The sequence below is a fragment of the Vibrio sp. genome (genome assembly GCF_048266485.1).
GTDB lineage: Bacteria > Pseudomonadota > Gammaproteobacteria > Enterobacterales > Vibrionaceae > Vibrio.
In genome coordinates, this window is sequence record NZ_JBLWZK010000003.1 from 23,779 (window position 1) to 47,665 (window position 23,887).

The following is a 23,887-nucleotide window of genomic DNA, read 5'->3' on the forward strand; positions in this document are numbered from 1 at the left end:
CTATCAATAATTTAGTATCATAACGATCTACAACACAATAAAAAGCCCCTCAGGATAGAGGGGCTAATCATATAAAAGGTATAATTATGATAGAAAATAGTTTTGCTATTACTAGCACATTTGTCGGATATCTAGCCTTAATGCTTATCATTGGCTATGTTGCTTATAAACGAACTTCAAGTTCAACCGATTACTTTCTAGGTGGAAGAACTCTTGGTCCTTGGCCTGCTGCCTTATCAGCAGGTGCATCAGACATGAGTGGTTGGCTATTACTGGGTGTTCCTGGTTATGCTTATGCTTCGGGGTTAGAAGCGACGTGGATTTGTGGTGGCTTACTTGTCGGGACTTGGCTTAACTGGTTGATAAGTGCTAAACGTCTTCGTACTTATAGTATTACTACGGATGCGATAACTATTCCTGATTTCTTGTCTCGTCGTTTCCTTGATAATTCAAAACTCATTCAAACCATTTCCGCTTTCTTTATTCTATTGTTTTTCTTGTTCTACACCAGTTCTGGTTTAGTGGCAGGCGGTAAATTATTTGAAACAGTGTTTGGTCTTGATTATAAAATTGCAGTCGTGATAGGTACCATTTGTGTGATCTCTTATACCTTATTTGGTGGTTTCCTTGCTGTTGCGTGGACTGACTTAGTACAAGGTTTGTTAATGTCAGCTGCGCTATTGATTGTTCCTATTGCTGCAATGAGTGGTGGTTTTACTCAAGTCGATATCGACCTCAATAACATTAATCCTGAATTGATGAATGTTTGGACATCTGCTACCGGTGAGCCATTAACAGCAATCGCTATTATTTCATTGGTTGCTTGGGGACTTGGGTATTTTGGTCAACCGCATATTTTGGCACGTTTTAAAGCAACTCGTAGCAACAAAGACTTAACTACAGCACGCCGTATTGCGGTTATTTGGACGGCGTTATCTATGGCTGGTGCTATCATGGTCGGCTTAGTTGGTCTGATTTATGTAAATGGACATCCGATGCTTAATATCCAAGATGGTGAGAAAATCTTTATGATCTTGGTTAATGCTGTATTTCATCCTGTGATGGCAGGCATTTTACTGGCTGCGATTTTAGCTGCGATTATGAGTACTGCTGATTCACAATTATTAGTTTCATCATCTGCGCTAGCGGAAGACTTTTATAAGCAAGTGTTTAAAAAAGATGCGACACCAGAGCAAGTGGTTGTGGTTGGTCGTCTTGCTGTAGTCGGCGTTTCTATGTTTGCGTTGTTACTAGCAATGAACCCTGAAAGTTCAGTCTTAGGACTAGTATCGTATGCATGGGCAGGGTTTGGTGCAGCATTTGGTCCAGCAATCGTATTGAGTTTGTATTGGTCGAAAATGAACCGTAACGGTGCACTAGCTGGAATTATTGTCGGTGGTGTGACTATCGTTATCTGGAAACAATTAACGGGTGGTTGGTTTGATGTTTATGAAATCGTACCGGGTGTCATTTTCTCTACCATTTCGATTGTTGCAGTCAGTTTATTAACTGGCGGTCCAAATGAAGAAGTCACTCAACAATACAAAAAATATCAGCGTCAACTAGAAGAATTAGATTAATATTCCTCTGATAATTTGACGGTTATTTAGCCCTCATTATTTAAATAATGGGGGCTTTTACGTTTAGATGTCTATCTTGATTTTAATAATAAAAATAATCACATAGGTAATCCGACAATAACAATAAAAAAATTTTGAACTACTTAGATCAAGTTTTTAAAAATAACCCTATACAAGGATGAAAAACCCGAGTATCTTTAAACACGGCCTGTAACGGACCTATTTATTTGAAATTTGCTTTAGAAGTCTTCGCAACACCTGATATACCAGTTAAGTGTCATGAAGTGCCTCCTTTTAAGTATCCTCACTTAAGTAACTCTATTCCCGGCTATAACACGCAACAAGCGTAATTGATTAGTAAAAAATATTTATAGGATTTACCCATGTCTAAGACAACTGGTACAGTTAAGTGGTTTAACGAAGAGAAAGGTTTCGGTTTTATCACTCAAGAGAATGGCGGCGCAGACGTATTTGTTCACTTCCGTGCTATCACAGGTGAAGGTTTCCGCACTCTAGCTGAAGGCCAAAAAGTAGCGTTTGAAGTTGAGCAAGGTCAAAAAGGCCCTCAAGCTGCAAACGTTGAAGTACTATAATTAAGTACTTATAACGAATTAAAAAAAGCCGCACTTGTTGCGGCTTTTTTGTTTCTATTGAAATCGAATTTATAAAAATAATCTTCTCGAGCAACGAGCAACGAGCAACGAGCAACGAGCAACGAGCAACGAGCAACGAGCAACGATGACCAAATATAATCAAAAACACTTTAAACAACACGATTTCTCTCAACAAGATTTGAGTCAACATACGTATCAAGGTTGCCACTTCTATCAGTGTGACTTTTCTCGTTGTGATCTGTCTGATACGCAGTTTATTGATTGTGTTTTTATTGAATCCGGTGACGTCATAGGCTGCAACTTTGCTTACGCCAAACTGAATGATGCCAGTTTTAAACACTGTAATTTGAGTATGGCTAATTTTGATGGGGCTTTAGCGTTTGGCATTGAAATACGCAATAGCACCCTGAAAGGGGCAAGCTTTGTTCGAACCTTGTTTGCGAATCACATCACGCACAATACCTATTTCTGTTCTGCTTATATTACGCAGTGTGATTTAACTTACGCAAATTTAGAAAATCAGTGCCTTGAAAAATGTGATTTGTTTGAAAACCGTTGGCGTGGTGCTAATCTACAAGGTACTTCATTTGAAGGCTCTGACCTTAGTCGCGGGGAGTTCTCTAACGAACAATGGAGCCAAGCAAATTGGAAAAGCTGTAACCTCGCACATGTTGAACTTGAAGGGCTAGACATTCGTAGCGTGAACTTAAAAGGCACGATGATTTGTCAATGGCAACAAGAAATGCTGCTTGAACATTTAGGTGTGATCACCATTCCAGATTAGGTTATATACCCAAGTGAATTCTACACCTTGAAGTTACTTGGGTATAAACAGTTTACAGTGTAAATTAAATTAATAAAAACAATGATTAGGAACTAATATGTCGTCTGATTTTTATGGCTCTAGTGCTAGCTACGCGCGCAAAGAAAGTGGTTACCGTGAAAAGGCGTTAAAGCTTTATCCTTGGATTTGTGGTAACTGTGCTCGCGAGTTTGTGTATTCTAATTTACGTGAATTGACGGTACACCACAAAGACCATGATCATACTAATAACCCAGAAGATGGCAGTAATTGGGAGTTGCTTTGTCTGTATTGTCACGACCATGAACACTCTAAATACTTAGAGCATGATTTGTATGGTTCGGCTGACTCCACACCCAAAGAAGAGGAGCACCAAACCGCAACCCATAACCCGTTTGCAAACCTAAAAGATTTACTTAAAAAATAATGAATATATACCCAAGTGACTTCAAGATGCAGAATTCAGAGCTATCATCCAAACCTTTAAGCAAGGAAGATGGGCGAAGGAATGTAGGCATCTTTCAAACCGATCTGACACAGCATAAAGGTTTGAATGAAGCTCTCGGAGGGCAAGTTAAAACAAGCTTTATCCTGCGTTAAATTGAACAGAGATAGAATAACTATGATCATATTCAATTTGTCTTGCCTAAAGCTTGTTTTATTCTTGCTGAAATTCGCATCTTGAAGTTACTTGGGTATAAACGGTTATGATTAACGATCGGTTATCGATTCGTTCTTACATTAGTCAATCACGTCAGCATAAGCATGATTATCATCAAATTGTGCTGCCACTACAGGGCGTGATTGAGATGCAAGTCGGAGAATTTGATGGCAAAGTGAGTGTTGGTGACGCTATCGTTATTCACGCAGGCTTGAACCATGTTTTTTCCGCTGATCAAGCCGCACGCTTTTTAGTAGTCGATCTCAACCAACTTCCACCTAACTTATGCCATGCTGAAACGAAAAAGTTTTTGTTATCTCCAGCGACTCTAGCTTATGTGCAATTTGCCGGGTTGCAATTGATGAGCAAAACTAATGCCCATTTAGAAAATGCGATGTGCGCTATGCTATTGCAGCTATTAGAACAGCAAGGCCAGCAGCTTAGAATCGATCCTCGTATTGCGAGTGTCATAAGTGAAATTCAACAAGATATTAGTCAAAATTGGTCGGTTGAACGATTAGCCAAACTATCCTTTTTAAGCCCTACTCAATTTAAAACCGTATTCAAATCGAACTTAGGTCAAACCAGCCAGCAGTTTGTTTTACAACTTCGAATGGAAAAAGCCAAAGCGCTATTAACGCATACCGATCTTCCTGTGCAATTGATCGGGGAAAAAGTCGGTTTTTCTAACCCATCAGCATTTACTCGCCGCTTTAGTCAATTTTTTGGTCTGTCTCCTAAATCATATCGATAATCATCACTTTAGTCATAAAGACCGTCTGATCAGCACATTTTCGTTACCAATGATTCTTATACTGAAAACTCACTTGGGTACAGTTATGGTTTTAAAGGTTAAAAATGCAAAGGATTGAAAATTTACGTTCACCTATTCGCTTTGAAACGGCCGCCCCTTTGCTGTTCTTGCTGATGTGGAGTAGTGGGGCGGTAATGGTGAAAATGGGACTAATAGATGCGTCACCTTGGACCTTTTTATTCCTACGAGCAGTGGCGACTTTCCTATTTTCAACTCTGGTGCTGCTGGTGGTAAAACCTAAATTAAAGTTTGAATTATTTCGCCATGATAAAGCGTCAATTATTGCGGTGCTAAAAGTCGGTTTCTTTTTGCAGTTTGCCTACCTGAGTACGTATATTTTGTCGATCGATGCCGGCATATCGCCAGGTTTGATTACTATGATATTAGGTTTTCAGCCGCTCATTACGCCATTCCTTGCGAAAGACAGGATGTCGAAACAAGGTTATGCTTTGTTAGCACTTGGTTTTATCGGCTTATGCATCGCTGTATTGGGTGCAAAAGGGATCGATGCTTCACATGTCATAGGCTTGTTGTTTGCCTTATTGGCTTTAATGTCGCTAACTTTTGGTACCATTAAGCAAAAAGGCATCAACATGAATATTGAAAGCATGGTGGTTTATCAGAACCTATTCACGTTATTGCTATTTAGCGTGGTGGCCTTATGTACAGACTGGCAAGTTGAATGGACCAATGAACTGTTTATTTCATTATTTTGGATGAGTATTGTGGTCTCGGTTGGTGCGGTGATGTTGCTGCTTTACATGCTTAAGCGAGGTAGTGCCAGCCAAGTAAGCGTGCTGTTTTATTGCATACCGATTTTGGCCATTATGTTTGATTATTTGATCTTTGGTGAACAGTTGAGTGGCATGACTATGGTTGGCATTGTCGTGGTAGTGATCGCAGTGTATTGCTTTCAAAAAGTGAAGCCAGTTCAAGCGAGGTTAAATAAAGGCACAAAATAACAATTGAATAGAAGATGAATTGATGTTTTTATATTCAAAGTATTGCTGAGAAAGGAGTTTTCAATGGATTTGTGGCACGGATTAGTTTTAATTACCTCTATTCACTTATTGGCCGCTGCTTCGCCTGGGCCAGATTTTATACTGGTTTCACAACAAACCATCTCGAATGGTAAAAAAGCAGGGCTGCTGTGTAGTGTCGGTATTGCGCTGGGTTTATCGATTCATATTCTCTATTCTGCTTTTGGTTTAGCGGCAATTATCGCTAATTCAGCCAGTTTACTTTGGGTGATTAAAGTACTCGGCGGAGGTTATTTAATTTATCTAGGTTGGCAGGGATTAAAAGCGAAAGCAGCAATGCCTGATGAGGTTGAATTGCCGGTCGCGAAAGTACAGTCGGCGAAAAAAATGATTGGTATGGGGTTCTTGTGTAATGCTCTAAACCCTAAAGCGCCGATTTATTTTGTATCGTTATTTACCTTAGTTCTGTCAGCGGATATGCCAATCTATCAAATTGCGATTTATGGTGTATGGATCATGATTTTACAGTTTGCATGGTTCTCTTTGATTGTGACGTTATTGTCTCGACCAACGATTAATAAGAAGTTTAAGCAATGTGGTCATTGGATTGATCGAGTACTTGGTGGTGCGATGGTGGCACTAGGTATTAAGTTGATGATTACTCGTAATTAACTTTATATCCATTGTGCTCAATTATTTGGGGCATATGAAATGAAAAAAGGAGCTCAAATGAGCTCCTTTTGTTTTTTGCTACACTAAGTAATTAATCGACTAACTTCATTTCTTGAATAATATCAGAGGCAATTTCCGGCTTAGTGCTGGTCGGTGTTGCATGAAGTTCGGCTTTAAGTTGGCCTTTACGGTTTTTAAGTCCGGTTTCTAATTTTTTAACCGCAGCGGCAATAGCTGGGTACATCACTTTGTCTTCAGATTTAGCTGAGATACGAGCGCCTTCGTAGTTGGTGAAGGTTTCAACTTGGTGTTCATTATGTTGTTTAGTGATAATAATATCGCAGCTGATTAAGTCGGGGAAGTGTGAAGATATTTTATCGAATTTTCCTTCAATCTCAGTACGTGAGTCTTCACTGAGAGAAACATGGTGCGTTTGGATGTTTATTTTCATACACAATACCTTCCTGTTGAAGCACCTTGAAAATACAAGGCAAAAATGCGGATTTCATATCCATAAGTGCTTGTTATTCAAAAGCCTAATTACTTTCGAAGTTCGTCACTATTCTTTCAAGCTATCAAACTTTAAGACAATAGGCAAAGAGCTTTGTTCCATTTTGTTATGCCCAAGTAACTTGAGTATAGCATTAACTATCTCGCTTTAATTTTAGACCATCACTAATGCTTTTTTGCTTTGGTAAATTTCTTTTTTACGGCGCTTGTCTGCTCTTACCATAATGAACCATATGCTAAAGGTAAATAGGGATACACACAGTAAGATCAAGCTAGCAATTGCATTAATCTCTGGTTTCACCCCTAGGCGTACCGAGGAAAAAATTTCCATTGGTAGTGTCGTTGAGCCTGGGCCTGACACAAAGCTTGCCAACACTAGATCATCGAGTGATAAAGCAAATGCCATCATGCCACCCGCAACAAGTGATGGCGCGATCATTGGAATGGTAATTTGCATAAATACCTTCCAAGGTTTAGCGCCTAAATCCATCGCCGCTTCTTCCATTGAGATATCTAGCTCACGCAGGCGAGATGAGACTAAGATGGCCACATACGAGCTAGTAAATGTGGTATGAGCTATCCAAATCGTCATCATGCCGCGCTCTACCGGCCAACCAATTAGATTATTCATTGCCACAAATAGCAGTAGCAATGAAAGACCGGTGATCACCTCTGGCATCACTAATGGCGCGGTAACCATGCCTCCTAGTAATACTTTTCCGTGGAAGCGAGGGATTCGCGTCAATACAAAAGCTGCCATAGTGCCTAGTGCAACTGCAGAAATAGCAGTGTAAAAAGCAATTTCTAATGAACGAAATACCGAGCCCATTAGCTGAGTATTTTCCCATAACGAGCCATACCATTGAGTTGACCAGCCGCCCCATACTGTTACCAATTTGGAAGCGTTAAATGAGTAAATCACCATGATGACTAACGGCAAGTAAATAAATACCAAGCCGAGCACCAACATTAGATTTGCAAAACCAAAACGTTTCATCGTTATTCCTAAACAATTCGTACTTAAATTAGCCTTGAAGTTCTTTGGCTTGAGTACGATTAAAGAACATGATTGGGATCATAAGAACCACCAACATAATGACCGCTAACGCCGCTGCCACAGGCCAATCTCGGTTGTTGAAGAACTCTTGCCACAAGACTTTACCTATCATCAAGGTATCTGGGCCACCTAGCAGTTCCGGTATCACAAACTCACCGACGACGGGAATAAACACCAACATACAGCCTGCAATCATCCCGCCTTTTGACAGTGGTACGGTGATCTGCCAGAAGGTCGAGACATGACGACAACCTAAATCTGACGCCGCTTCTAGTAAGCTTTGGTCATGCTTTGCTAGGTTGGCGTACAGTGGTAACACCATAAACGGCAAGTATGAGTACACAATGCCAATGTAGACCGCGAGATCCGTATTCAAAATCCGTAGTGGCTCATTAATTACCCCTAAGTGGAGTAAGAAGCCATTTAATAATCCGTTGTTACTTAAAATGCCCATCCACGCATACACACGGATCAAAATGGCTGTCCAAGTTGGCAACATGATCAGTAACAACAAGATAGTTTGCGTTTCTTTTTTTGCTTTAGAAATCGCATACGCCATTGGGTAGCCAATCATCAAACAAGCCAAGGTGCTGATCAGCGCCATTTTTAGCGAGCTGAGATAAGCGGCTAAATACAATTCATCAGCACTGAGTAGCAAGTAGTTACCCATGTTGAGAAAAATGGCCATCTGTTCATCGGCCCAACTGACCAGTTCAGTGTAGGGCGGTATGGCGACATCGGCTTGTGAAAAGCTAATTTTAAGTACGATCACAAACGGCAATAAAAAGAAAATAAACAGCCAAAAGAATGGAATACCAATGACCAGTTTACGTCCTAGTTGTTGGATGCATTTATTCATTGCAGAACCACACCACTATCATCTTCCCAATATAAATACACATCATCTTCCCAGGTTGGGCGTTTGACGTGACGCACGGCGTTAGCAATAAACGCTTGGACTATCTTTCCTGACGGTAATTGGATGTGATACATCGAAGATCCACCTAAATAAGCAATGTCGTAGACTTTGCCAGTTGTCCAGTTAAAGTCAGGGTGGACTAAGTCCTCTGGCAATGTCGCGCTGATCAACAACTTTTCAGGACGTAATGCATAAGTCACTTTTTTGTTTTCAGCTTGAGTACTAATACCGTGGCCGATATAGATGGGCTGTGGCAAATCGACACAGGCAATCGTCGCGTGATCTTGTTCATCTTCGACCAACATGCCATCGAATAAGTTTACGTTGCCAATGAACTCACACACCAAACGGTTAACTGGCGTTTCGTAAATATCCATCGGGCTACCAATTTGCTCAATACAACCTAGGTGCATGATGGCGACACGTTGTGCCATGGTCATCGCTTCTTCTTGATCGTGAGTCACCATGACGCAGGTCACGCCCACACGCTCGATAATTTCAACCAGCTCTAACTGCATTTGTGAGCGTAGTTTCTTATCCAGCGCGCCCATTGGTTCATCTAGTAACAACAGTTTTGGACGTTTGGCGAGTGAGCGAGCCAATGCGACACGTTGACGTTGACCACCAGATAATTGATGTGGCTTACGTTTGGCGTATTGCGTCATATGCACCAGTTTCAACATCTCCGCCACGCGTGCGTTAATTTCTTCTTTTGGCAGTGAATCTTGTTTCAAACCAAAGGCAATATTTTGCTCAACACTCATGTGTGGAAATAGCGCATAAGACTGAAACATCATATTAATCGGCCGATCATAAGGCGCCATGTCAGTAATATCGACACCATCTAAAATGATGCGTCCTTCAGTTGGCTTCTCGAAACCCGCTAGCATACGAAGTAAGGTTGATTTACCTGAACCTGAACCACCGAGTAGAGCAAAGATTTCACCTTTATTTATGGTGAGCGACACGTTGTCGACCGCAAGAGTGTCGTCAAATTGTTTGCTTACACGATCAATTTTCACCAAGATTTCTTTTGATTTAGATTGACGCTCTAATGCTTTTTTGTAGGCACTGGAAGTGATGGCCATTTCAACTCTCTTTTAAATTATTCTTAAAATAAAAAGGCGTCCTAATCTGGACGCCTTAATCACACTTCAACTCAAGTATGTGCTTTCGGCGCTATCGACCTGTTTTTATCTTGGTCCAAGCACGTGTCATAACACGTTGAGTCTTGGCGGGTAGATCGCTGATCGTGTATATGTTTTTCAGTATTGCTTCATCTGGGTAAATTCCAGTATTACTACTAATGTCTTGGTTTACAAAAGGTGTTGCCGCTTGGTTACCATTGGCAGCACTGACTTCATTGGTAATGTTGGCAATCACTTCTGGTGTCATTAAGTAGTTCAAAAATACATGAGCGGCTTGTACATTTTTGGCATCGGCTGGAATCGCCATCATGTCAAAGTAACTGCCTGCACCTTCTTTTGGGATCACGTATTCAATTTTGTTGCCATTATTCGCTTCATTGGCACGGTCACGAGCAATGAATAAGTCATTGGAATAACCCACCGCAACACAAATATCGCCATTCGCTAAATCTGAAATGTACTTAGACGAGTGGAAGTAGCTGATGTTTTCGCGAATAGACAAGAACAATGCTTCCGCTTGTTTGATGTCTTCCGGCTTTTGTGTGCCTGTAGCGAGCCCTAAATAATTTAATGCTGCGGGTAACATTTCGGATGGTGAATCCAAAAATGACACTCCACAGGTTTTCAGTTTTTCCATGTACTGCGGGTTAAACACCAAATCCCATGAATCGGTTGGCATATCTTCACCGAGTGCTTTTTTCACTTTATCGATGTTGTAAGCAAAGCCGATCGTGCCCCATAAATAAGGCATCGCGTATAAATTACCTGGATCGCTTGGTGATAGTGCATTCAATAATTCTGGGTTGAGGTTTTTCCAATTAGGCAGTTGAGTGCGATCTAATTTTTGGAAAACACCCGCGCGAATCTGTTTGGCTAAAAAGTTATTTGATGGCACCACCACGTCATAACCAGAACGACCTGCAAGCAGTTTAGCTTCCAGTACTTCGTTACTATCAAATACGTCGTATACCACTTTAATGCCGGTTTGCTTTTCAAAATCGCTAATCGTGTTCGGCGCGATGTAGCTGCTCCAGTTATAAACGTGTAGCACTTGCTCATCTTGAGCGTAAGTTTTACTTGAAGTAAATAAAGCCGCAGACGATAACAAAGTGGTGACAGTCATAGATGCAGCGAACACCGTCTTTTTGAAAGACACTGAAGTTTTAATAAACATAGTAGGTCCCAAATAATGGATCAGTTGATCCAATGGTTAGCTCACCAACCTAGCTTATAGCCAGCATTCCTTTTGATTTTAGCCTTGGGAGATCACTGATTTGAGTCAGGTTGAACATAAGTTAATTTATTCAATATGACGTTTTCTGAGTTGGATGTATGAAGGGAGAAATCATCCAAACTCGTAGATTTGCAACCTGCGCCCATTAACCTTGCGTTAACGAATAGCGACACTAAATAGGCTGTTTACACTGTAAATGTTAACAGTTGAGTGTGGCGGTTGGTACTTTCTTGCGAAGAACAGGGGCGATAATAAAACGAATATTCAAATAGTAAATCAGAATAATTTTATGGTTTCGATAAGATTTGCTTGTTGTAGAAAAGGTGGTGTTTCTTTGGCTTTTTTAGCTGGTTTTGATGAAAACGTTAAGGCTGCGAGTGTGATTATTTATTTAAAGAATAAACTTAATTTAACGATGCTGGAATTCGGCTACGATATGATAGGCACCCTTAGTAAAGTAATGTTATGGTTTTATTATTGTAATGATAGAAGTATATACCCAAGTAACTTCAAAATGAGAGTTCTGAATTCTGCACATCTTGAAGTCACTTGGGTATATAGGGAGAGACAATGTTAGTCACCAAATACTATATTGCGGGCAGTATTCTATTTTATGTGTTGGCCTTGTTATGCCCTAATTTTTGGCTGTCGATTCCGCTTGCTTGGATTGCTTTATCCTTGTCGATTGTCAGCATCGCTTATCTATGCAACTTCCCTCATTTATTTCGTAAAAAGCCTAACGGGGTGATCCCAAATGGTATCCAGTTAGTACTTGCGCCTTTTTTGATTGGTGCGCATTACTATAATTATTGGGCGCGAACGCATGATTCGGTTGCGCCTATTCAACGTATTGATCCTCAGTTGTACTTAGCTCGACGCTTATTTACCAAAGATCTAAAAGAGTTAAAAGCTCAAGGTATTACCAGCATTTTAGATATCACCGCTGAATTTCATGGATTACAAAGCCGTAAAGCCAGTCGTGATTTTGAGTATTTCAATCTGCCAGTGCTTGATCACAAAGTGCCATCAAAGCGGAAGTTATTAAAAGCATTAGATTGGATGGATGTTCAACTCGCGGACTCCAAGAAAATAGTGGTGCATTGTGCATTAGGTCGTGGGCGTTCGGTGTTTGTATTGGCTGCTTATTTATTGCGTCGTTACCCAAGAATGAGTATTGAAGATGTGATGAAAAAAATTCAATCAATTCGCAGCACCGCCAATTTGAATAAGGAACAAATGAAAATGTTAAAGCAACTTGATAAGCAGCGAGCATTAGTTTCTGAACAGACCGTGTGGCTAATTGTGAACCCGGTTTCTGGTGGGGGAAAGTGGGACACCTATAAAGATGAAATTCTAGAAAACTTTAAAGCTAAATATCAGGTAGAAGTGCGAGAAACCACACCTGAAATATCGGCAAGCGAACTGACGAAAGAGGCGATTAACTCAGGGGCTTCTTTGATTGTTGCGGGTGGTGGTGACGGCACTGTAACGGAAGTGGCAAGTCAATTAGTCCATACCGATATTGTTCTTGGCATCCTACCATTGGGTACTGCGAATGCCTTATGCCATGTGCTTTATGGTATTGAGAATAAAATCATTCCAGTGGAAGCAGCATGTGGCGCTATTTTAAATGGTGAAGTGACTCAAATTGATACCGCTTTATGTAATAGCGATTTAATGCTGTTGGTGTCTGGGATTGGTTTTGAACAACAAATGATTGAATACGCTGAGCGTGAAGAGAAAAATAATGATGGCCAATTGGCTTACTTAAAAGGTTTATGGGGTGCAATTGCCAATAATGAAACGTTAATGATTCGAATTGCTTTAGATAAACAAACGCCGCAAGAATTAGACGTGAGTAGTTTAGTGGTCGCCAATGCCGCTCCTTTTACGACACTACTGGCACAAGGTGGCGGAGAGCCGGATTTACAAGATGGTATTTTGGATATTACCTACATGCCTAGTCATCAAAGTGTTGCGGGGCGCTTATTATCGCTATCTGAATTAGCCATCTCAGGTTTGCTCCCTACCGCAGAGCCGATGGGGTTTGTGCATAAGCAAGCCAAAGACGTCACTATATCCAGTGAAGTCGCTTTTAAATATGTGATTGATGGTGAGCTGTATGAGACTGAACAACTTAGCATTCGTACTCAACCTCGCTCATTGAATGTGATGGTACCACGTTGGTTTAATGAGCAGTAATATCAAGCAACTAAGCAACTAAGCAACTAAGCACCTTAGCTATCCGCAGTCAGATTAATTAAGGCCACACGGTAGGGATAATGCGGTTTGGTCTAGTTATTCCCATCTGTGTGATTTATTATCCCAGCTTAATTTATTTCTTTGTATGAGAACTTTTCAATATGCCTAACCACTCACCAGTGCTTGGTGCCTCGTGGATGCTAATTGCTGGCTTGTCTTTTGCTGTAGTTAACAGTGCTGCCCAGTACATTAGCATCACTTTTTCTATTCCTTCTACCACAGTTGCTCTGCTTCAATATGCGATTGCGCTGGTGGCGATCATACCTTACTTAAAAACATTAGGTATTCGTCGTTCTTTGTATACCAAACACTTTGGCTGGCATGCGTTTCGAGTCTTTTTATCAGTAATCGGCATTCAACTTTGGTTTTGGGCGTTGGCGTATCCGGTACCAATTTGGCAAGGCATTGCATTGTTAATGACTTCACCATTGTTTGCGACTGTCGGCTCTGGGTTATTACTAAAAGAAAATGTGGGCTGGGCGCGTTGGATGGCAACCTTAGCCGGCTTTGGCGGGGCGATGATTATCTTAGAGCCATGGTCAGATGCGTTTAGTTGGGCAACATTATTACCTGTCGGTGCGGCTTTTTTCTGGGCCTGTTATTCATTGATGGTGAAGAAAATGTCGGTTAACGATTCACCTTCTACCATGGTGGTTTACCTGCTGATCTTACTCACGCCTTTTAATATCTTATTGGCATTACCGGAGTGGTCTACCCCAACCGGTTGGAGTGTTTGGGGATTATTGATTGGTGCTGGCGTAATGACAGCGTTAGCACAATGGGCGATTGTTAAAGCTTATGCCGTGGCAGATGCCTCTTTTGTGCAACCATTTGATTTAGCAAAATTGCCGTTTAATGTCTTTTTAGGTTGGCTTGTTTTTGGTTGGATCCCGACAGGCAATTTATGGGTAGGCGCTGCAATTATGATGGCTTCGATCGTGTTTATTACTCAGTGGGAGAGACGTAAGTAAGTTAACCTACCTTAAGTGGTCGATAACGCAAGTAATGGTAGTTAATCGCTTGCGTTATCATTTATATGTAATAGCAATTTTTCATTCATATTATCTGTGATCAAAATCTCTTCTTTTAGCCTATTCCTTCTTTACTCTCCCTTCTTCATTTTTTAACTGAAGATCTGCTTATGTCGACATTATTTGCCATTTCACTGACCACTGGACTGCTTTCGGGTATTTGGGGTTGGGTCGCCATTTCTTTGGGATTATTGTCTTGGGCTGGTTTTCTCGGTTGCACCAGTTACTTTGCCTCGCCGATTCAAGGGCTAAAAGGTTTAGGTGTGAGCTTACTGACCAACCTTTCTGGGGTGTTTTGGGCGCTGGTTATTATTCATGGTTCTCAATGGCTAGGCAGCGATGTGATTGGTTATATCCTGACAGCATTGGTTTCCTTTTTTATGTGTATTCAAGCGCAGAAACACTGGTTGAGTTTTATTCCCGGAACCTTCATTGGCGCATGTGCTACTTTTGCCACCGATGGAAATTGGCAGTTGGTGATCCCTTCACTGTTAATTGGCGGAGTATTCGGTTACATCATGAAAGCGAGCGGTCTGTGGTTACAGGCGAGAAGCGGTGTAAGTCTAAAACCAAAAGTGATAGAAGAAAAATGAAAGGGGTGATATTTGTTGCATCATTTCCAAGATTATCTCTGAAAATCAATTAATAAACTGTTGTTTTTATAGCCGCTCAATGCCCTTTTATTTATAATTTTTTCATTGGAAATAATTGAAGCATATGGAATTTTTATGAAATCGACTTGGTTAGGGATAACGCTATTATTACCCTTGTTAACCGCCTGTGATGCCCGTTCAGATATCACTATCAACAGCACCCAAATTAGCAGACAGCAAGCCAATACCATTAAGCAAAATATTGCTTCTCAATACCCCAACGCGAGCGCGGAAGAAAAACAACAAATTGCCGATGTTGCAGTTAAAGCCATTGAAAATTTGGTTTTTGTCGAAGGGGGCAGTTTTGATATGGGCGACTTTAAAGCACCCTGTGAAATTCCAAGTAAAACTTACGAACGTATTGATTGGTCACCAGATGGCAAGTGTTTTAGTACGCTCACCAGTGGCTTAACTGGTGGTCGTTATCTTCATAAAGTCACGCTGGATTCTTACTCAATAGCTAAGTTTGAAACCACGTTTCCAGATATGGAAGTGATGCGCAAAGTCGAAGGGCTTCCTGTTGCCGATCAAAGATTAGATCGTACTTACTATCAACGTGGTACGGATGAATTCAAAGCTCGCTTAAAAAAGAAAACAATGTCTGCCGCTTCTACACAATACTGGCAAGAAGCCAAAGATTATTGTCTCTGGTTAGGTCAAGTGACGGCTTTACCGTTTGATTTACCCACCGAAGCGCAATGGGAATATGCCGCACGCAGCCGTGGGCAACATTACTATTTTGCCACCAATAATGGTTACCGCCAGTTGCAAGGAGGCTATTATTACGACCCTGAGCTGGGTACCAATATTGATTATCAAGATGATGAGGTTAATGCATCAACTGATACTAAGAATATAAATACTTTTCCACCTAATCCATTAGGGGTGTATGGCATGAGCAACCAAGTCAGCGAGTGGGTCAATGATTGGTATGCTAAAGATTATTATTTGCACTCGCCAGAGCATAACCCTCAAGGGCCAGAAACTGGCACGGAAAAAGTCATGCGTGATGGCATGGGAACTACCATGACGTTTTCTCGCCTCCATTCAGTGGGAGAGAAAAGATATTACTCATCCGTTAGCTTTCGTTGCGCATTGCAACAAAGCACGCCAGTTAAGCGTTAAACATGAATAAGCCAACCGTGAAGTTGGTTGGCTTATTGCTTTATCGTCGATGATTATACGTAGCGGCTACCTTGTGGCGCTCGGCCAATTTTTGCTAACTGTTGCTCAACCGCCTCACGTTTATCGCTCCATGAATTCCCTTTTCTTGGTGTGAAGGGTAATGGTGAGCGAATTGTAACGAGCTTGGTGAACTTATCTTTTTGGGCCAGTTTGAATACCCAGTCATTAAAGTCGTCTTGTTGTTGCCAGTCGAGTATCGCATTAATGCGAGCGAGGTTATCAAATAACACTTTCTCACCTTCTTGTTTACTGCCATCTGGGCTCATGTGCGCCAATACTTCTTCAAATTTACGCCAGCTAGAAATGCTGCTGGCTAACAGGTAACAAATCGCCTGCTCTTGTGGTTCTTCCCAGCGTTCAAAAAAGGTTTCAGTTAAGGTATCAAGCATCATACCTATGGTCTCGGGCGGCAGTTTGTCGGGTTTAACCTCTAACCAGGCTTGTTTGTTGAGGATGCGGCGGGTTAATAAGTCGGCTTCATTTTTTTGATATTGCCGATTTTTCCACCATTCATCCACTTCTCTCGTCCCCAATTTGACAGCGTTTTCCCATGCTTGTGCTGGATCGCTAATGGCTTCATAAGCATTAAAGGCAAACGCCATATAACTGGTGCGAGTCAGATATTCATACATATCTTTGTTGATATTTTCTAGCTGACGATAATCGACATATTGCAACCCTTGCCACACCACTTGCGCCAGTTTCCAAATATTTTCAAAATTAATATTGGCACCAAAGCCACCACTGCCACCTGCACCCCAAACAATGCGACCATTGCAATATAGGTACAATTTACCCGTATCTAAAATAAGCTGAAAATCACCTCCAAAGCCTACACCTAAACTTAAATTCCCCTCAGCCTTCAATTCCGCTAAGGGCTCAAAATTAAGGGTGGTTTCTTTGTCTGGATCTTGCCATTCTAGCGCACCAGTGATTTGACCGCCCGCCTGTACGCCAGCAAATCCTTCTGCTTTTACCCCGACTTCACCATTAGGTTTAACTGCCATACCTACCGAAGGGGACAACAACATACTGTGACCGGCTTCTTGCTCTTGGGGTTGGTTGGTTACCCCTGCTGAGCCCGTTACCATCGCCCCAGCAAAGCAACTTAATTTGGTGGTGCAATTGGTTCGAAAACGACCAAAAGAATAGTGTTGGGTGTCACCATTGGCATCTTTATAGCTCAGCGACAGCGGAAAACCACTTTCATAAGGCAGGTAACTTTTAAACTCGACCGAAGCCTCAGCCAGAGCAATGGCAGCTTCCGCTTTAATACCAATATCAACCTTACCTTGAGTGGGTTCAAAGGTAGATTTTAGCGCAGCCGTGGCTCCCCAGCGTAATAATTGTGCTTCAGAGCTGGCAGCAAATCTGGTGTTACCGTCTTGATTTAAAATATAGTGGCTGGCTTTCCATTCACCGCTGTTACCTCCTTCCGCTTTCCACTCTTTAAAGACCATTTCAATTGATGGGTTTTCAATGGTTTTGGTGACGGTTTCTTTAATGTTATTAAGTAGCGCCTCTTTAAACCCTGCCACATTGCCCTCACGCAATGCTGATAACATCGTCGAATTGGTTGGACGGCGATCCCAAGCAATACGTTCACGCTCAACATAAGTGATACGCACATAAACAAATTGATTATGAGATACCGAGTAGGCTTCTAATACATGCTGACTAGCTGGATGGGTGGTAAGCGTTTTATTTTTGGTAAAGTTTTGCAAATTAACGCCCAAGTTATTGGGTTTTTGGTCTTTGGTTTCCGCTTTGGTTTGCAGCGCTTGATTGTATTCAATGGTTGCTTGTATATCGGCTAACACTCGTTGTTTTAATATTTGAGTGGCGCTTTCATTGTTAAAAATAGGGTTATAACCGTCTACTATTCGACGTCTTTTTTCTAACTCTTTGAGCTTAGCTTTCACCAATTGTTGGTTACTCTTTGTCTCCTCCTTCGAGGTTTGATCTTTGGTTTCTTCGATCGCAATGGCTCCTGCATTGACCGCTTGTTCAGCCCATTGTTGTTTCTTCTTTATATGGGCTAAGTGGTCTTCATCGGTGGCAGTTTTTGGATCGGGCGCACTATCTTGCACAGCTTTCAAATTGGCGATTAATTGTTCAGTGGCTTGGATTTCTTCATTTAACAGCGCAATAGCTTGTTCATCTAAGCAATAATATTGTGAGCCTTTATCTTGAGTGAAAAACAACACATCTTTAATATCTTTGCCCTGACAAGCTGGAGGGTGGATTAGGCTGCCTTGGTCTGATACCGGACGTTTAACCTGTGGTGGTTCGACGTCTGGTAGTGGTGCTTGTGGTTCAGGCTCTGGGTCACTAGGTAATACAATGACATCTCCCGGAAAAATCAAATCTGGATTGGGCTGATATTTAGGGTTAAGCGCCAATATTTGGTTAAAATCGACTTGTTGTTGAATTGCGATAGCCAGTAAGGTATCACCTGCTTGGACGGTATAAGTTTGGCTCATGCTAATGCCTCATGAGATTGAATTTGTTGCATAATATCTGCCATTTTATCGATCTGAGTTGGTGTCATTTTCCATGAATCTAGCTGTTTAGGGGCGAACTCTGGTGTGGACCATTGCGCTTGAAACCATTGGTTGTGATGCCAATAAACCGCATGAATTGGATAGAAGAAGTGCTGCCTTTCTTCGTCACTCAAAGCACCGATAAATGCCAACATGGTTCTTGGTTCGTAGTATCGAAGAAAGGTGGGGGCGGCATTTTTATAGATGGTTAATCTATTGCGTAACAAATCAACAATATTACTTTGTTGAACATTTGCAGGTGCGACAAGTATGCAACCTAAAGGGGCTTGCTCAAATTGAGTTAGCCATTTGGCTTGTAGCTCAGGGTAGGAGGTAATATCGACGACAACAGGGCCGAGCTCTAAGTGTTGATAGTGAGTACCATGGAAAAGTAGATCGCTATAAGGCTCACTGAGTTGGTGCTGATTGATGTGTTGGTAGAGTTCCATTTTCCAATTAGGCATTAATGATGATTCAATTAATGCGTAGATCTTCGATGTATTTGAGGAAATATCGATTAATGGAACCTTGTCCAATACTTGGATTTTCCATTCAGGATTTAACCATGAATTTTGCATATTCCCCCCATGCCACAGTTGCAAAGTTCCATCATTAAACTGCCAGAATCGACCATTTCAGCGTGCATGCTCGGAGTAATTGAAGCGGGCGGTGTGCTTTCTACAATCGGTGGCTCTATCCCATTCGGTAAGGCTGGCATCGCGCCACTAAACCCACTACCACTGCCTGCACTACCACCAGAATTAATGTTCACGCCAGCACCGACAATATGAACACCAGCTGCATCGACTTTGACAAAACTACCACCTACCTTAACTGTGATTTCTGCACCGGCTTCTATCACTACTTTGTTACCTGACTTTATATGGACTTCATTGGCAGCATCATTGACGATCACTGAGCCGGATTTGATTTGTAGGTTACCGTCAACCACAAAGGTTTGATCTTTGGTGACTTTGGTTCGGCTTTCTCCATCCACCGTCAAATTGTGATTGTTTTTGATTTGAGTGAATTGATTGTTTTCTACGGTTAGATGCTGGTCGTGATTTACATCGGTAATGTGGTCATTGAGAGTTTCCGATTTAAAATCTTTCTGCGCATGAACATACACTTGCTCTGATCCGGATTGGTCTTCAAAACTGATTTCGTTAAAGCCTTCACCTTGATGGCTTTCACTGCGCCATACAGTTTTAGTTTTATTATCTGGCAGTGTGTAAGGCGGTAGGTTTTGCGCGCTAAAGGCGCGACCAGTTACGATAGGCTGGTCTGGGTCGCCATTTAAGAATGAGACAATCACTTCATGGCCAATTCTTGGAATGGAAATTTGCCCATACTGACTACCTGCCCAGCCTTGTGAGACTTGCACCCAACATGAACTATGCTCATCACCGTTGGAATATCGATCCCACGGAAAATGCAGTTTCACGCGACCATATTCATCACAAAAGATTTCTTCATCCTCAGGGCCGACAACGTAAGCAGTCATTGGGCCATCGACTTGTGGTTTGGTCATTTGTGGCATGCGCCAGGTTTTATCGGCTGGAATGGCTTCAAACTGATTGGCGTAAGTCGTGGGTTTGCTGCCTGCAGATTCTTCAAGTGCTTGCGGTTGCTCGCCTTGATGAGTACTCGCTATGACTAGCCATTTTTTATCAAAGCTGTCATCAGAGTGTTCGCTTAATTCAAACTTAGCGCCGGTTTGTAGTTGTGGCTCATTACTTTTGCCTTTGGCAGTGTGGGTGCTACGGCGCAGGCTATCTAGACGCAGTTGGTTAAACTCTTTACCAATGGCGTCATCTTTAAAACGTCCCGGCGCGTCAAAGTGATCATAAGTATCACGCTGGTAGTCCATATCACTGGCAACCGCTTGTTGGCTAAAGGTGTATTGCGGTTTTTTAAAGCTACTGTCACCGCTGTGCGTTTCACTGACTTCAAACTGAGTGGTCTTACTGAATGCTTTTATATATGGGGTTGAGCTAATGCCACTGGCCATGACGTTATAAGGAACCGGTGAATCAAGTGTACTAATCACTTGAGAATCATCGGTGAACAGTACGTTGTGTTTCCCTTTTAATTGTTCAATGTGATAAACCATGCCTTCTTCGGCGGCAAGACGGTTAATGAACTCAAGGTCGGTTTCACGATATTGCATACAAAATTCACGCTGTTTTGGTGTGCGAATTAGCGCAAAGGCAAAATCTTGAATGTCCATTTCTTTAAACAAAGTGGCGATGATATCGGGCGCGGAAATGGATTGGAAAATGCGGCTGTTATGGCGCAGCGATAAACGCTCAATGTCAGGTACTAAGGTTAGCGAATAAAAAGTATGGTGGTGACCGGTTTCACCTTGAGTAAAGTTACGTACAATACCATTGATACGCTGTACCACTTCACCATCGCGATGCATGACAAGCTCAGCGTTTTTATCCACTATATCTAAGGCGGTTAAATCGGGGCGGCGACTAGCAAGCTCAATCTGGTAACGAAAACCATGGCACCAACTGCCATCAGCTTGTTGAACCGAAGAAAAGTTATCTTGCCCTTGATAGCTTCTCACGACTAACGATTCGTCACTGACGCCATCGACGCGAATACTAAATTGCAGCGTTGCCATAGATAAACCTGCTCGTTAAATTTGGAATTCAATAGTGGTCGTTTATATTATCGGTTGAACACTATGTTTGGAGTGGTCTAAGCAATTATTGAGCCATTTTTTATTTTTACTTAAATCATATGGTTATGTTTTTGTTGTTTTTAAGTTAGGCAAAAACTTGCCAACAGTTCGGCAAGTTTTTGCCTAGTCGATACGTGTGGTTTTTAACGAATAAAATCCGATTAGCAAGTAAGGTGCTATAGCTCGTGTGGTCATAGTTTTAAATTTCCCTAAACAAAACCTGACCTGTCAATGACATGCCATTTACCGGATTTTGTCATTTTTATAAGCAGTTTTTATCGGTTATGGATTTACAGAAGTAATGGAATATACAGAGCAAGACAGAGACGCGATTTATCACTTATGGATGTCCCAAAAAGCCAAGCGTCACTTAACACAAATGGATATGGCAAAGCGTTTAGGCATGACGATCAGTGAGTTTTCTGAAGTGATCCGCGGCAAAGGCGAGATTAGCAAAAGCTTTGTCAGTCGCTTCTTTCAGCAACTAGATATTGAGCCGCATACGATTTTACCTTCACTTAAAAACCAGATCGCGCCAGAAAATGCGGTGGTGTATTTGCAAAACCGAATTAGCATTGATGGTGACATTCAAAATGTACAAATCGATGGTAATCAAGTGATCATTGATTACTGTTGTAAGGTGGCCAAAGTAAATTAGCTTATAAGCAGTTATCAAATTAAAAACGCCTAGCTGATCATTGTGATCGGCTAGGCGTTTTGGTTTTTTGGTGTGGATAGAAACCTAGTTAAGGCTTCAAACTCAGCGCTTTATCAATATCTTCGGCGCTATGACGTTCTTCAATCGCTTCCCAAGCTTCGCCCATCGGTTTATTGACGATACGGCCACGTTGAACAGCTGGTCGCTCTAATACCGCTTTCGCCCAACGCTGAACATGCGTGTAACTTTCAACATCTAAAAACTCAGCGGCATTGTAGGCATTACCTAGTACCAAGTTGCCATACCAAGGCCAGATTGCGATATCAGCAATGCTGTACTCTTCACCTGCAATGTAAGTATTGTTGGCTAGTTGCTTATCGAGTACATCTAGTTGGCGTTTGGCTTCCATGGTAAAGCGATTGATAGGGTACTCATATTTTTCTGGCGCATAGTGATAGAAATGGCCGAAACCACCCCCTAAATATGGCGCAGAACCTTGTAGCCAAAACAGCCAGTTTAATACCTTAGTACGATCTTCAATGTTACTTGGAATGAAGTGGCCAAATTTCTCGGCAAGATAAAGCAGGATAGATCCCGACTCAAAGACATTGATCGGTGAATCACCACTACGATCAACTAATGCTGGAATTTTGGAGTTTGGATTGACTTCAACAAAACCAGAAGAAAACTGATCACTATCGCCAATCTTAATTAGAAACGCATCGTATTCAGCTTCGGTGACACCTTTTGCCAGTAATTCTTCAAGCAAAATTGTGACTTTTTGACCATTTGGCGTACCCATTGAATACAACTGAATTGGGTGCTGACCGACTGGTAGTTCTCGTTCAAAGCGAGCGCCAGAATCTGGGCGGTTAATACTACCCCAAGTGCCACCTTGTTGTTCATTGGTCCAAACTTTCGGTGGAATATATTCGTTCGTCATCATCTTCCCTTTTGTTGAGTTTACCCACTATTGTATAGCCAAAGTAATTGGAGTTGCAGCGAGGCGACAAGTGAATGAGACCCCATGAGCATAGCTCGTCTATGTGATTGGGGCGAATGAACGCCGTCAACAAAGCTGCAGCTTCAAGTATGAAGGATATATTAGATATTAGGCCGTTTATTTAGATTAAAAGGATAGACAGACTTTTTCCGTGATTTTGTTCAGATCTCTTAGTTATTAAAAAGAGAGTTTTTATATAGCTAAATCTTCACGCTTAAGCATCAAATTAGGGTTTGGGCAATTCTTGAGGTAAAAACTTGCGTGAATGGGATCGACTACGCCGGGGTAATCATTTTGATACTCTGCCATATCACGGATGATTTGAAAGTGTAGGTGCGATGCCCAACCGCCATTTTCATGCGAATTACCAATGGTTGCGAACGCTTCACCAGCTTTAATGATTTGCCCACGTTGGAGGTTATTTAATGATGATGCAGCTAAATGGCCATAAAGCGTGTGAAATACATAACCTTCTAGCTCATGACGCAAAATGATGGTTGGGCCGTAATCGCCTTGTTGCTGGTGGTTAGCAAACCCAAACACTTCACCTTCTAATGGTGCGAAAACACATTTCCCAGCCGGGATACCAAGATCAATGCCAATATGTAGCGTGCGAGATTCACTACCCGAAAAATTATCGGTATCTTGATAAATCATGCGTTGTTCCGCATAACGACCAATCTCGACTACCGCACCGATTTCAGCCACCTGTCTTTTTATTTCTGCTGAAAAATCATGCTGTTTATTCACCCTGTCCCAGATATCACTACTTGGTGAAAGGTCGACAATCAGCCCTTTACCAAACTGATACTTACTATCCAGAACAGGATGAAATTGATGATTTTTAAGAACAGATTCAAAAGTCATGA

At 41.7% G+C, this 23,887-nt stretch carries 23 protein-coding genes; 13 read left to right on the forward strand and 10 right to left on the reverse strand.

Annotated elements, in window-relative coordinates; genetic code table 11:
• Positions 1–86 precede the first annotated feature (86 nt).
• From putP to ACN0T8_RS06020, 7 genes are all read left to right on the forward strand, one after another.
• The gene (gene putP / locus ACN0T8_RS05990; protein WP_417879739.1) at positions 87–1,580 is read left to right on the forward strand and encodes a sodium/proline symporter PutP; all 1,494 of its coding nucleotides are present in this window, start codon (positions 87–89) and stop codon (positions 1,578–1,580) included.
• A gap of 383 nt (positions 1,581–1,963) precedes the next feature.
• Positions 1,964–2,173, forward strand: a complete 210-nt coding sequence (locus ACN0T8_RS05995) for a cold-shock protein (RefSeq protein ID WP_017025474.1) — start codon at positions 1,964–1,966, stop codon at positions 2,171–2,173.
• A 145-nt stretch (positions 2,174–2,318) separates the two neighbouring features.
• Entirely contained in the window at positions 2,319–2,978 is a 660-nt protein-coding gene (locus ACN0T8_RS06000) for a Qnr family pentapeptide repeat protein (protein WP_417879740.1), read from the forward strand.
• A gap of 97 nt (positions 2,979–3,075) precedes the next feature.
• Positions 3,076–3,423 carry a YajD family HNH nuclease gene (locus ACN0T8_RS06005; RefSeq protein WP_417879741.1) on the forward strand — a complete coding sequence of 116 codons (348 nt, stop codon included), beginning with the start codon at positions 3,076–3,078 and terminating at the stop codon, positions 3,421–3,423.
• Positions 3,424–3,703: 280 nt separating this feature from the next.
• Positions 3,704–4,411: a helix-turn-helix domain-containing protein gene (locus tag ACN0T8_RS06010; RefSeq protein WP_417879742.1), complete on the forward strand. Its 708-nt coding sequence runs from the start codon at positions 3,704–3,706 to the stop codon at positions 4,409–4,411.
• A 104-nt stretch (positions 4,412–4,515) separates the two neighbouring features.
• Complete coding sequence (locus ACN0T8_RS06015; RefSeq protein ID WP_417879743.1) at positions 4,516–5,433, forward strand: DMT family transporter; 918 nt, start codon at positions 4,516–4,518, stop codon at positions 5,431–5,433.
• A 63-nt stretch (positions 5,434–5,496) separates the two neighbouring features.
• Complete coding sequence (locus ACN0T8_RS06020; protein WP_417879744.1) at positions 5,497–6,123, forward strand: LysE family translocator; 627 nt, start codon at positions 5,497–5,499, stop codon at positions 6,121–6,123.
• Between the two features lie 91 nt (positions 6,124–6,214).
• Here the strand turns inward: ACN0T8_RS06020 and hpf are convergent, their stop codons facing one another.
• The 5 genes from hpf to ACN0T8_RS06045 form a co-directional block, all read right to left on the reverse strand.
• Positions 6,215–6,574: a ribosome hibernation-promoting factor, HPF/YfiA family gene (gene hpf, locus ACN0T8_RS06025; protein ID WP_417879745.1), complete on the reverse strand. Its 360-nt coding sequence runs from the start codon at positions 6,572–6,574 to the stop codon at positions 6,215–6,217.
• 213 nt (positions 6,575–6,787) lie between these two features.
• Positions 6,788–7,630 (reverse strand): ABC transporter permease subunit, encoded by an 843-nt coding sequence (locus ACN0T8_RS06030; protein WP_417879746.1) that lies wholly within the window; start codon positions 7,628–7,630, stop codon positions 6,788–6,790.
• A gap of 28 nt (positions 7,631–7,658) precedes the next feature.
• The gene (locus ACN0T8_RS06035) at positions 7,659–8,549 is read right to left on the reverse strand and encodes an ABC transporter permease subunit (protein ID WP_417879747.1); all 891 of its coding nucleotides are present in this window, start codon (positions 8,547–8,549) and stop codon (positions 7,659–7,661) included.
• Positions 8,546–9,697: a polyamine ABC transporter ATP-binding protein gene (gene potA, locus ACN0T8_RS06040; RefSeq protein WP_417879748.1), complete on the reverse strand. Its 1,152-nt coding sequence runs from the start codon at positions 9,695–9,697 to the stop codon at positions 8,546–8,548. The genes ACN0T8_RS06035 and potA overlap by 4 nt, the downstream gene beginning before the upstream one ends.
• A 91-nt stretch (positions 9,698–9,788) precedes the next feature.
• Entirely contained in the window at positions 9,789–10,931 is a 1,143-nt protein-coding gene (locus tag ACN0T8_RS06045) for a polyamine ABC transporter substrate-binding protein (RefSeq protein WP_417879749.1), read from the reverse strand.
• A gap of 256 nt (positions 10,932–11,187) precedes the next feature.
• Between ACN0T8_RS06045 and ACN0T8_RS06050 the strand changes: the two genes are divergently transcribed.
• The 5 genes from ACN0T8_RS06050 to ACN0T8_RS06070 all read left to right on the forward strand — a co-directional run bounded on the left by ACN0T8_RS06050 (position 11,188) and on the right by ACN0T8_RS06070 (position 16,062).
• Entirely contained in the window at positions 11,188–11,568 is a 381-nt protein-coding gene (locus ACN0T8_RS06050; RefSeq protein ID WP_417879750.1) for a hypothetical protein, read from the forward strand.
• Positions 11,562–13,193 carry a diacylglycerol kinase family protein gene (locus ACN0T8_RS06055; RefSeq protein WP_417879751.1) on the forward strand — a complete coding sequence of 544 codons (1,632 nt, stop codon included), beginning with the start codon at positions 11,562–11,564 and terminating at the stop codon, positions 13,191–13,193. Before ACN0T8_RS06050 ends, ACN0T8_RS06055 begins: the two co-directional genes overlap by 7 nt.
• Positions 13,194–13,354: 161 nt before the next feature.
• Positions 13,355–14,224, forward strand: coding sequence for a DMT family transporter (locus tag ACN0T8_RS06060; protein ID WP_417879752.1), 870 nt, complete (start codon positions 13,355–13,357; stop codon positions 14,222–14,224).
• Between the two features lie 170 nt (positions 14,225–14,394).
• Positions 14,395–14,877, forward strand: coding sequence for a DUF1097 domain-containing protein (locus tag ACN0T8_RS06065; RefSeq protein WP_417879753.1), 483 nt, complete (start codon positions 14,395–14,397; stop codon positions 14,875–14,877).
• A 135-nt stretch (positions 14,878–15,012) separates the two neighbouring features.
• Positions 15,013–16,062, forward strand: coding sequence for a formylglycine-generating enzyme family protein (locus ACN0T8_RS06070; RefSeq protein WP_417879754.1), 1,050 nt, complete (start codon positions 15,013–15,015; stop codon positions 16,060–16,062).
• Positions 16,063–16,115: 53 nt separating this feature from the next.
• Here ACN0T8_RS06070 and ACN0T8_RS06075 read toward each other — a convergent pair whose 3' ends face one another.
• Genes ACN0T8_RS06075 through ACN0T8_RS06085 form a run of 3 tightly spaced genes read right to left on the reverse strand, consistent with a single transcriptional unit; the run spans position 16,116 to position 21,297 of the window.
• Positions 16,116–18,605 carry a LysM peptidoglycan-binding domain-containing protein gene (locus ACN0T8_RS06075; RefSeq protein WP_417879755.1) on the reverse strand — a complete coding sequence of 830 codons (2,490 nt, stop codon included), beginning with the start codon at positions 18,603–18,605 and terminating at the stop codon, positions 16,116–16,118.
• Positions 18,602–19,243 carry a DUF4123 domain-containing protein gene (locus ACN0T8_RS06080; RefSeq protein ID WP_417879756.1) on the reverse strand — a complete coding sequence of 214 codons (642 nt, stop codon included), beginning with the start codon at positions 19,241–19,243 and terminating at the stop codon, positions 18,602–18,604. Before ACN0T8_RS06080 ends, ACN0T8_RS06075 begins: the two co-directional genes overlap by 4 nt.
• Positions 19,225–21,297 (reverse strand): type VI secretion system Vgr family protein, encoded by a 2,073-nt coding sequence (locus ACN0T8_RS06085; protein ID WP_417879757.1) that lies wholly within the window; start codon positions 21,295–21,297, stop codon positions 19,225–19,227. Before ACN0T8_RS06085 ends, ACN0T8_RS06080 begins: the two co-directional genes overlap by 19 nt.
• A 361-nt stretch (positions 21,298–21,658) precedes the next feature.
• On the opposite strand from ACN0T8_RS06085, the gene ACN0T8_RS06090 reads away from it, so the two are divergent.
• Positions 21,659–22,015 carry a helix-turn-helix domain-containing protein gene (locus ACN0T8_RS06090; RefSeq protein WP_417879758.1) on the forward strand — a complete coding sequence of 119 codons (357 nt, stop codon included), beginning with the start codon at positions 21,659–21,661 and terminating at the stop codon, positions 22,013–22,015.
• Positions 22,016–22,103: 88 nt separating this feature from the next.
• Here the strand turns inward: ACN0T8_RS06090 and yghU are convergent, their stop codons facing one another.
• Together yghU and ACN0T8_RS06100 are read right to left on the reverse strand one after the other, a co-directional pair.
• Positions 22,104–22,958: a glutathione-dependent disulfide-bond oxidoreductase gene (yghU, locus tag ACN0T8_RS06095; protein ID WP_417879759.1), complete on the reverse strand. Its 855-nt coding sequence runs from the start codon at positions 22,956–22,958 to the stop codon at positions 22,104–22,106.
• 252 nt (positions 22,959–23,210) lie between these two features.
• Positions 23,211–23,885 (reverse strand): peptidoglycan DD-metalloendopeptidase family protein, encoded by a 675-nt coding sequence (locus tag ACN0T8_RS06100; protein WP_417879760.1) that lies wholly within the window; start codon positions 23,883–23,885, stop codon positions 23,211–23,213.
• Positions 23,886–23,887 lie beyond the last annotated feature (2 nt).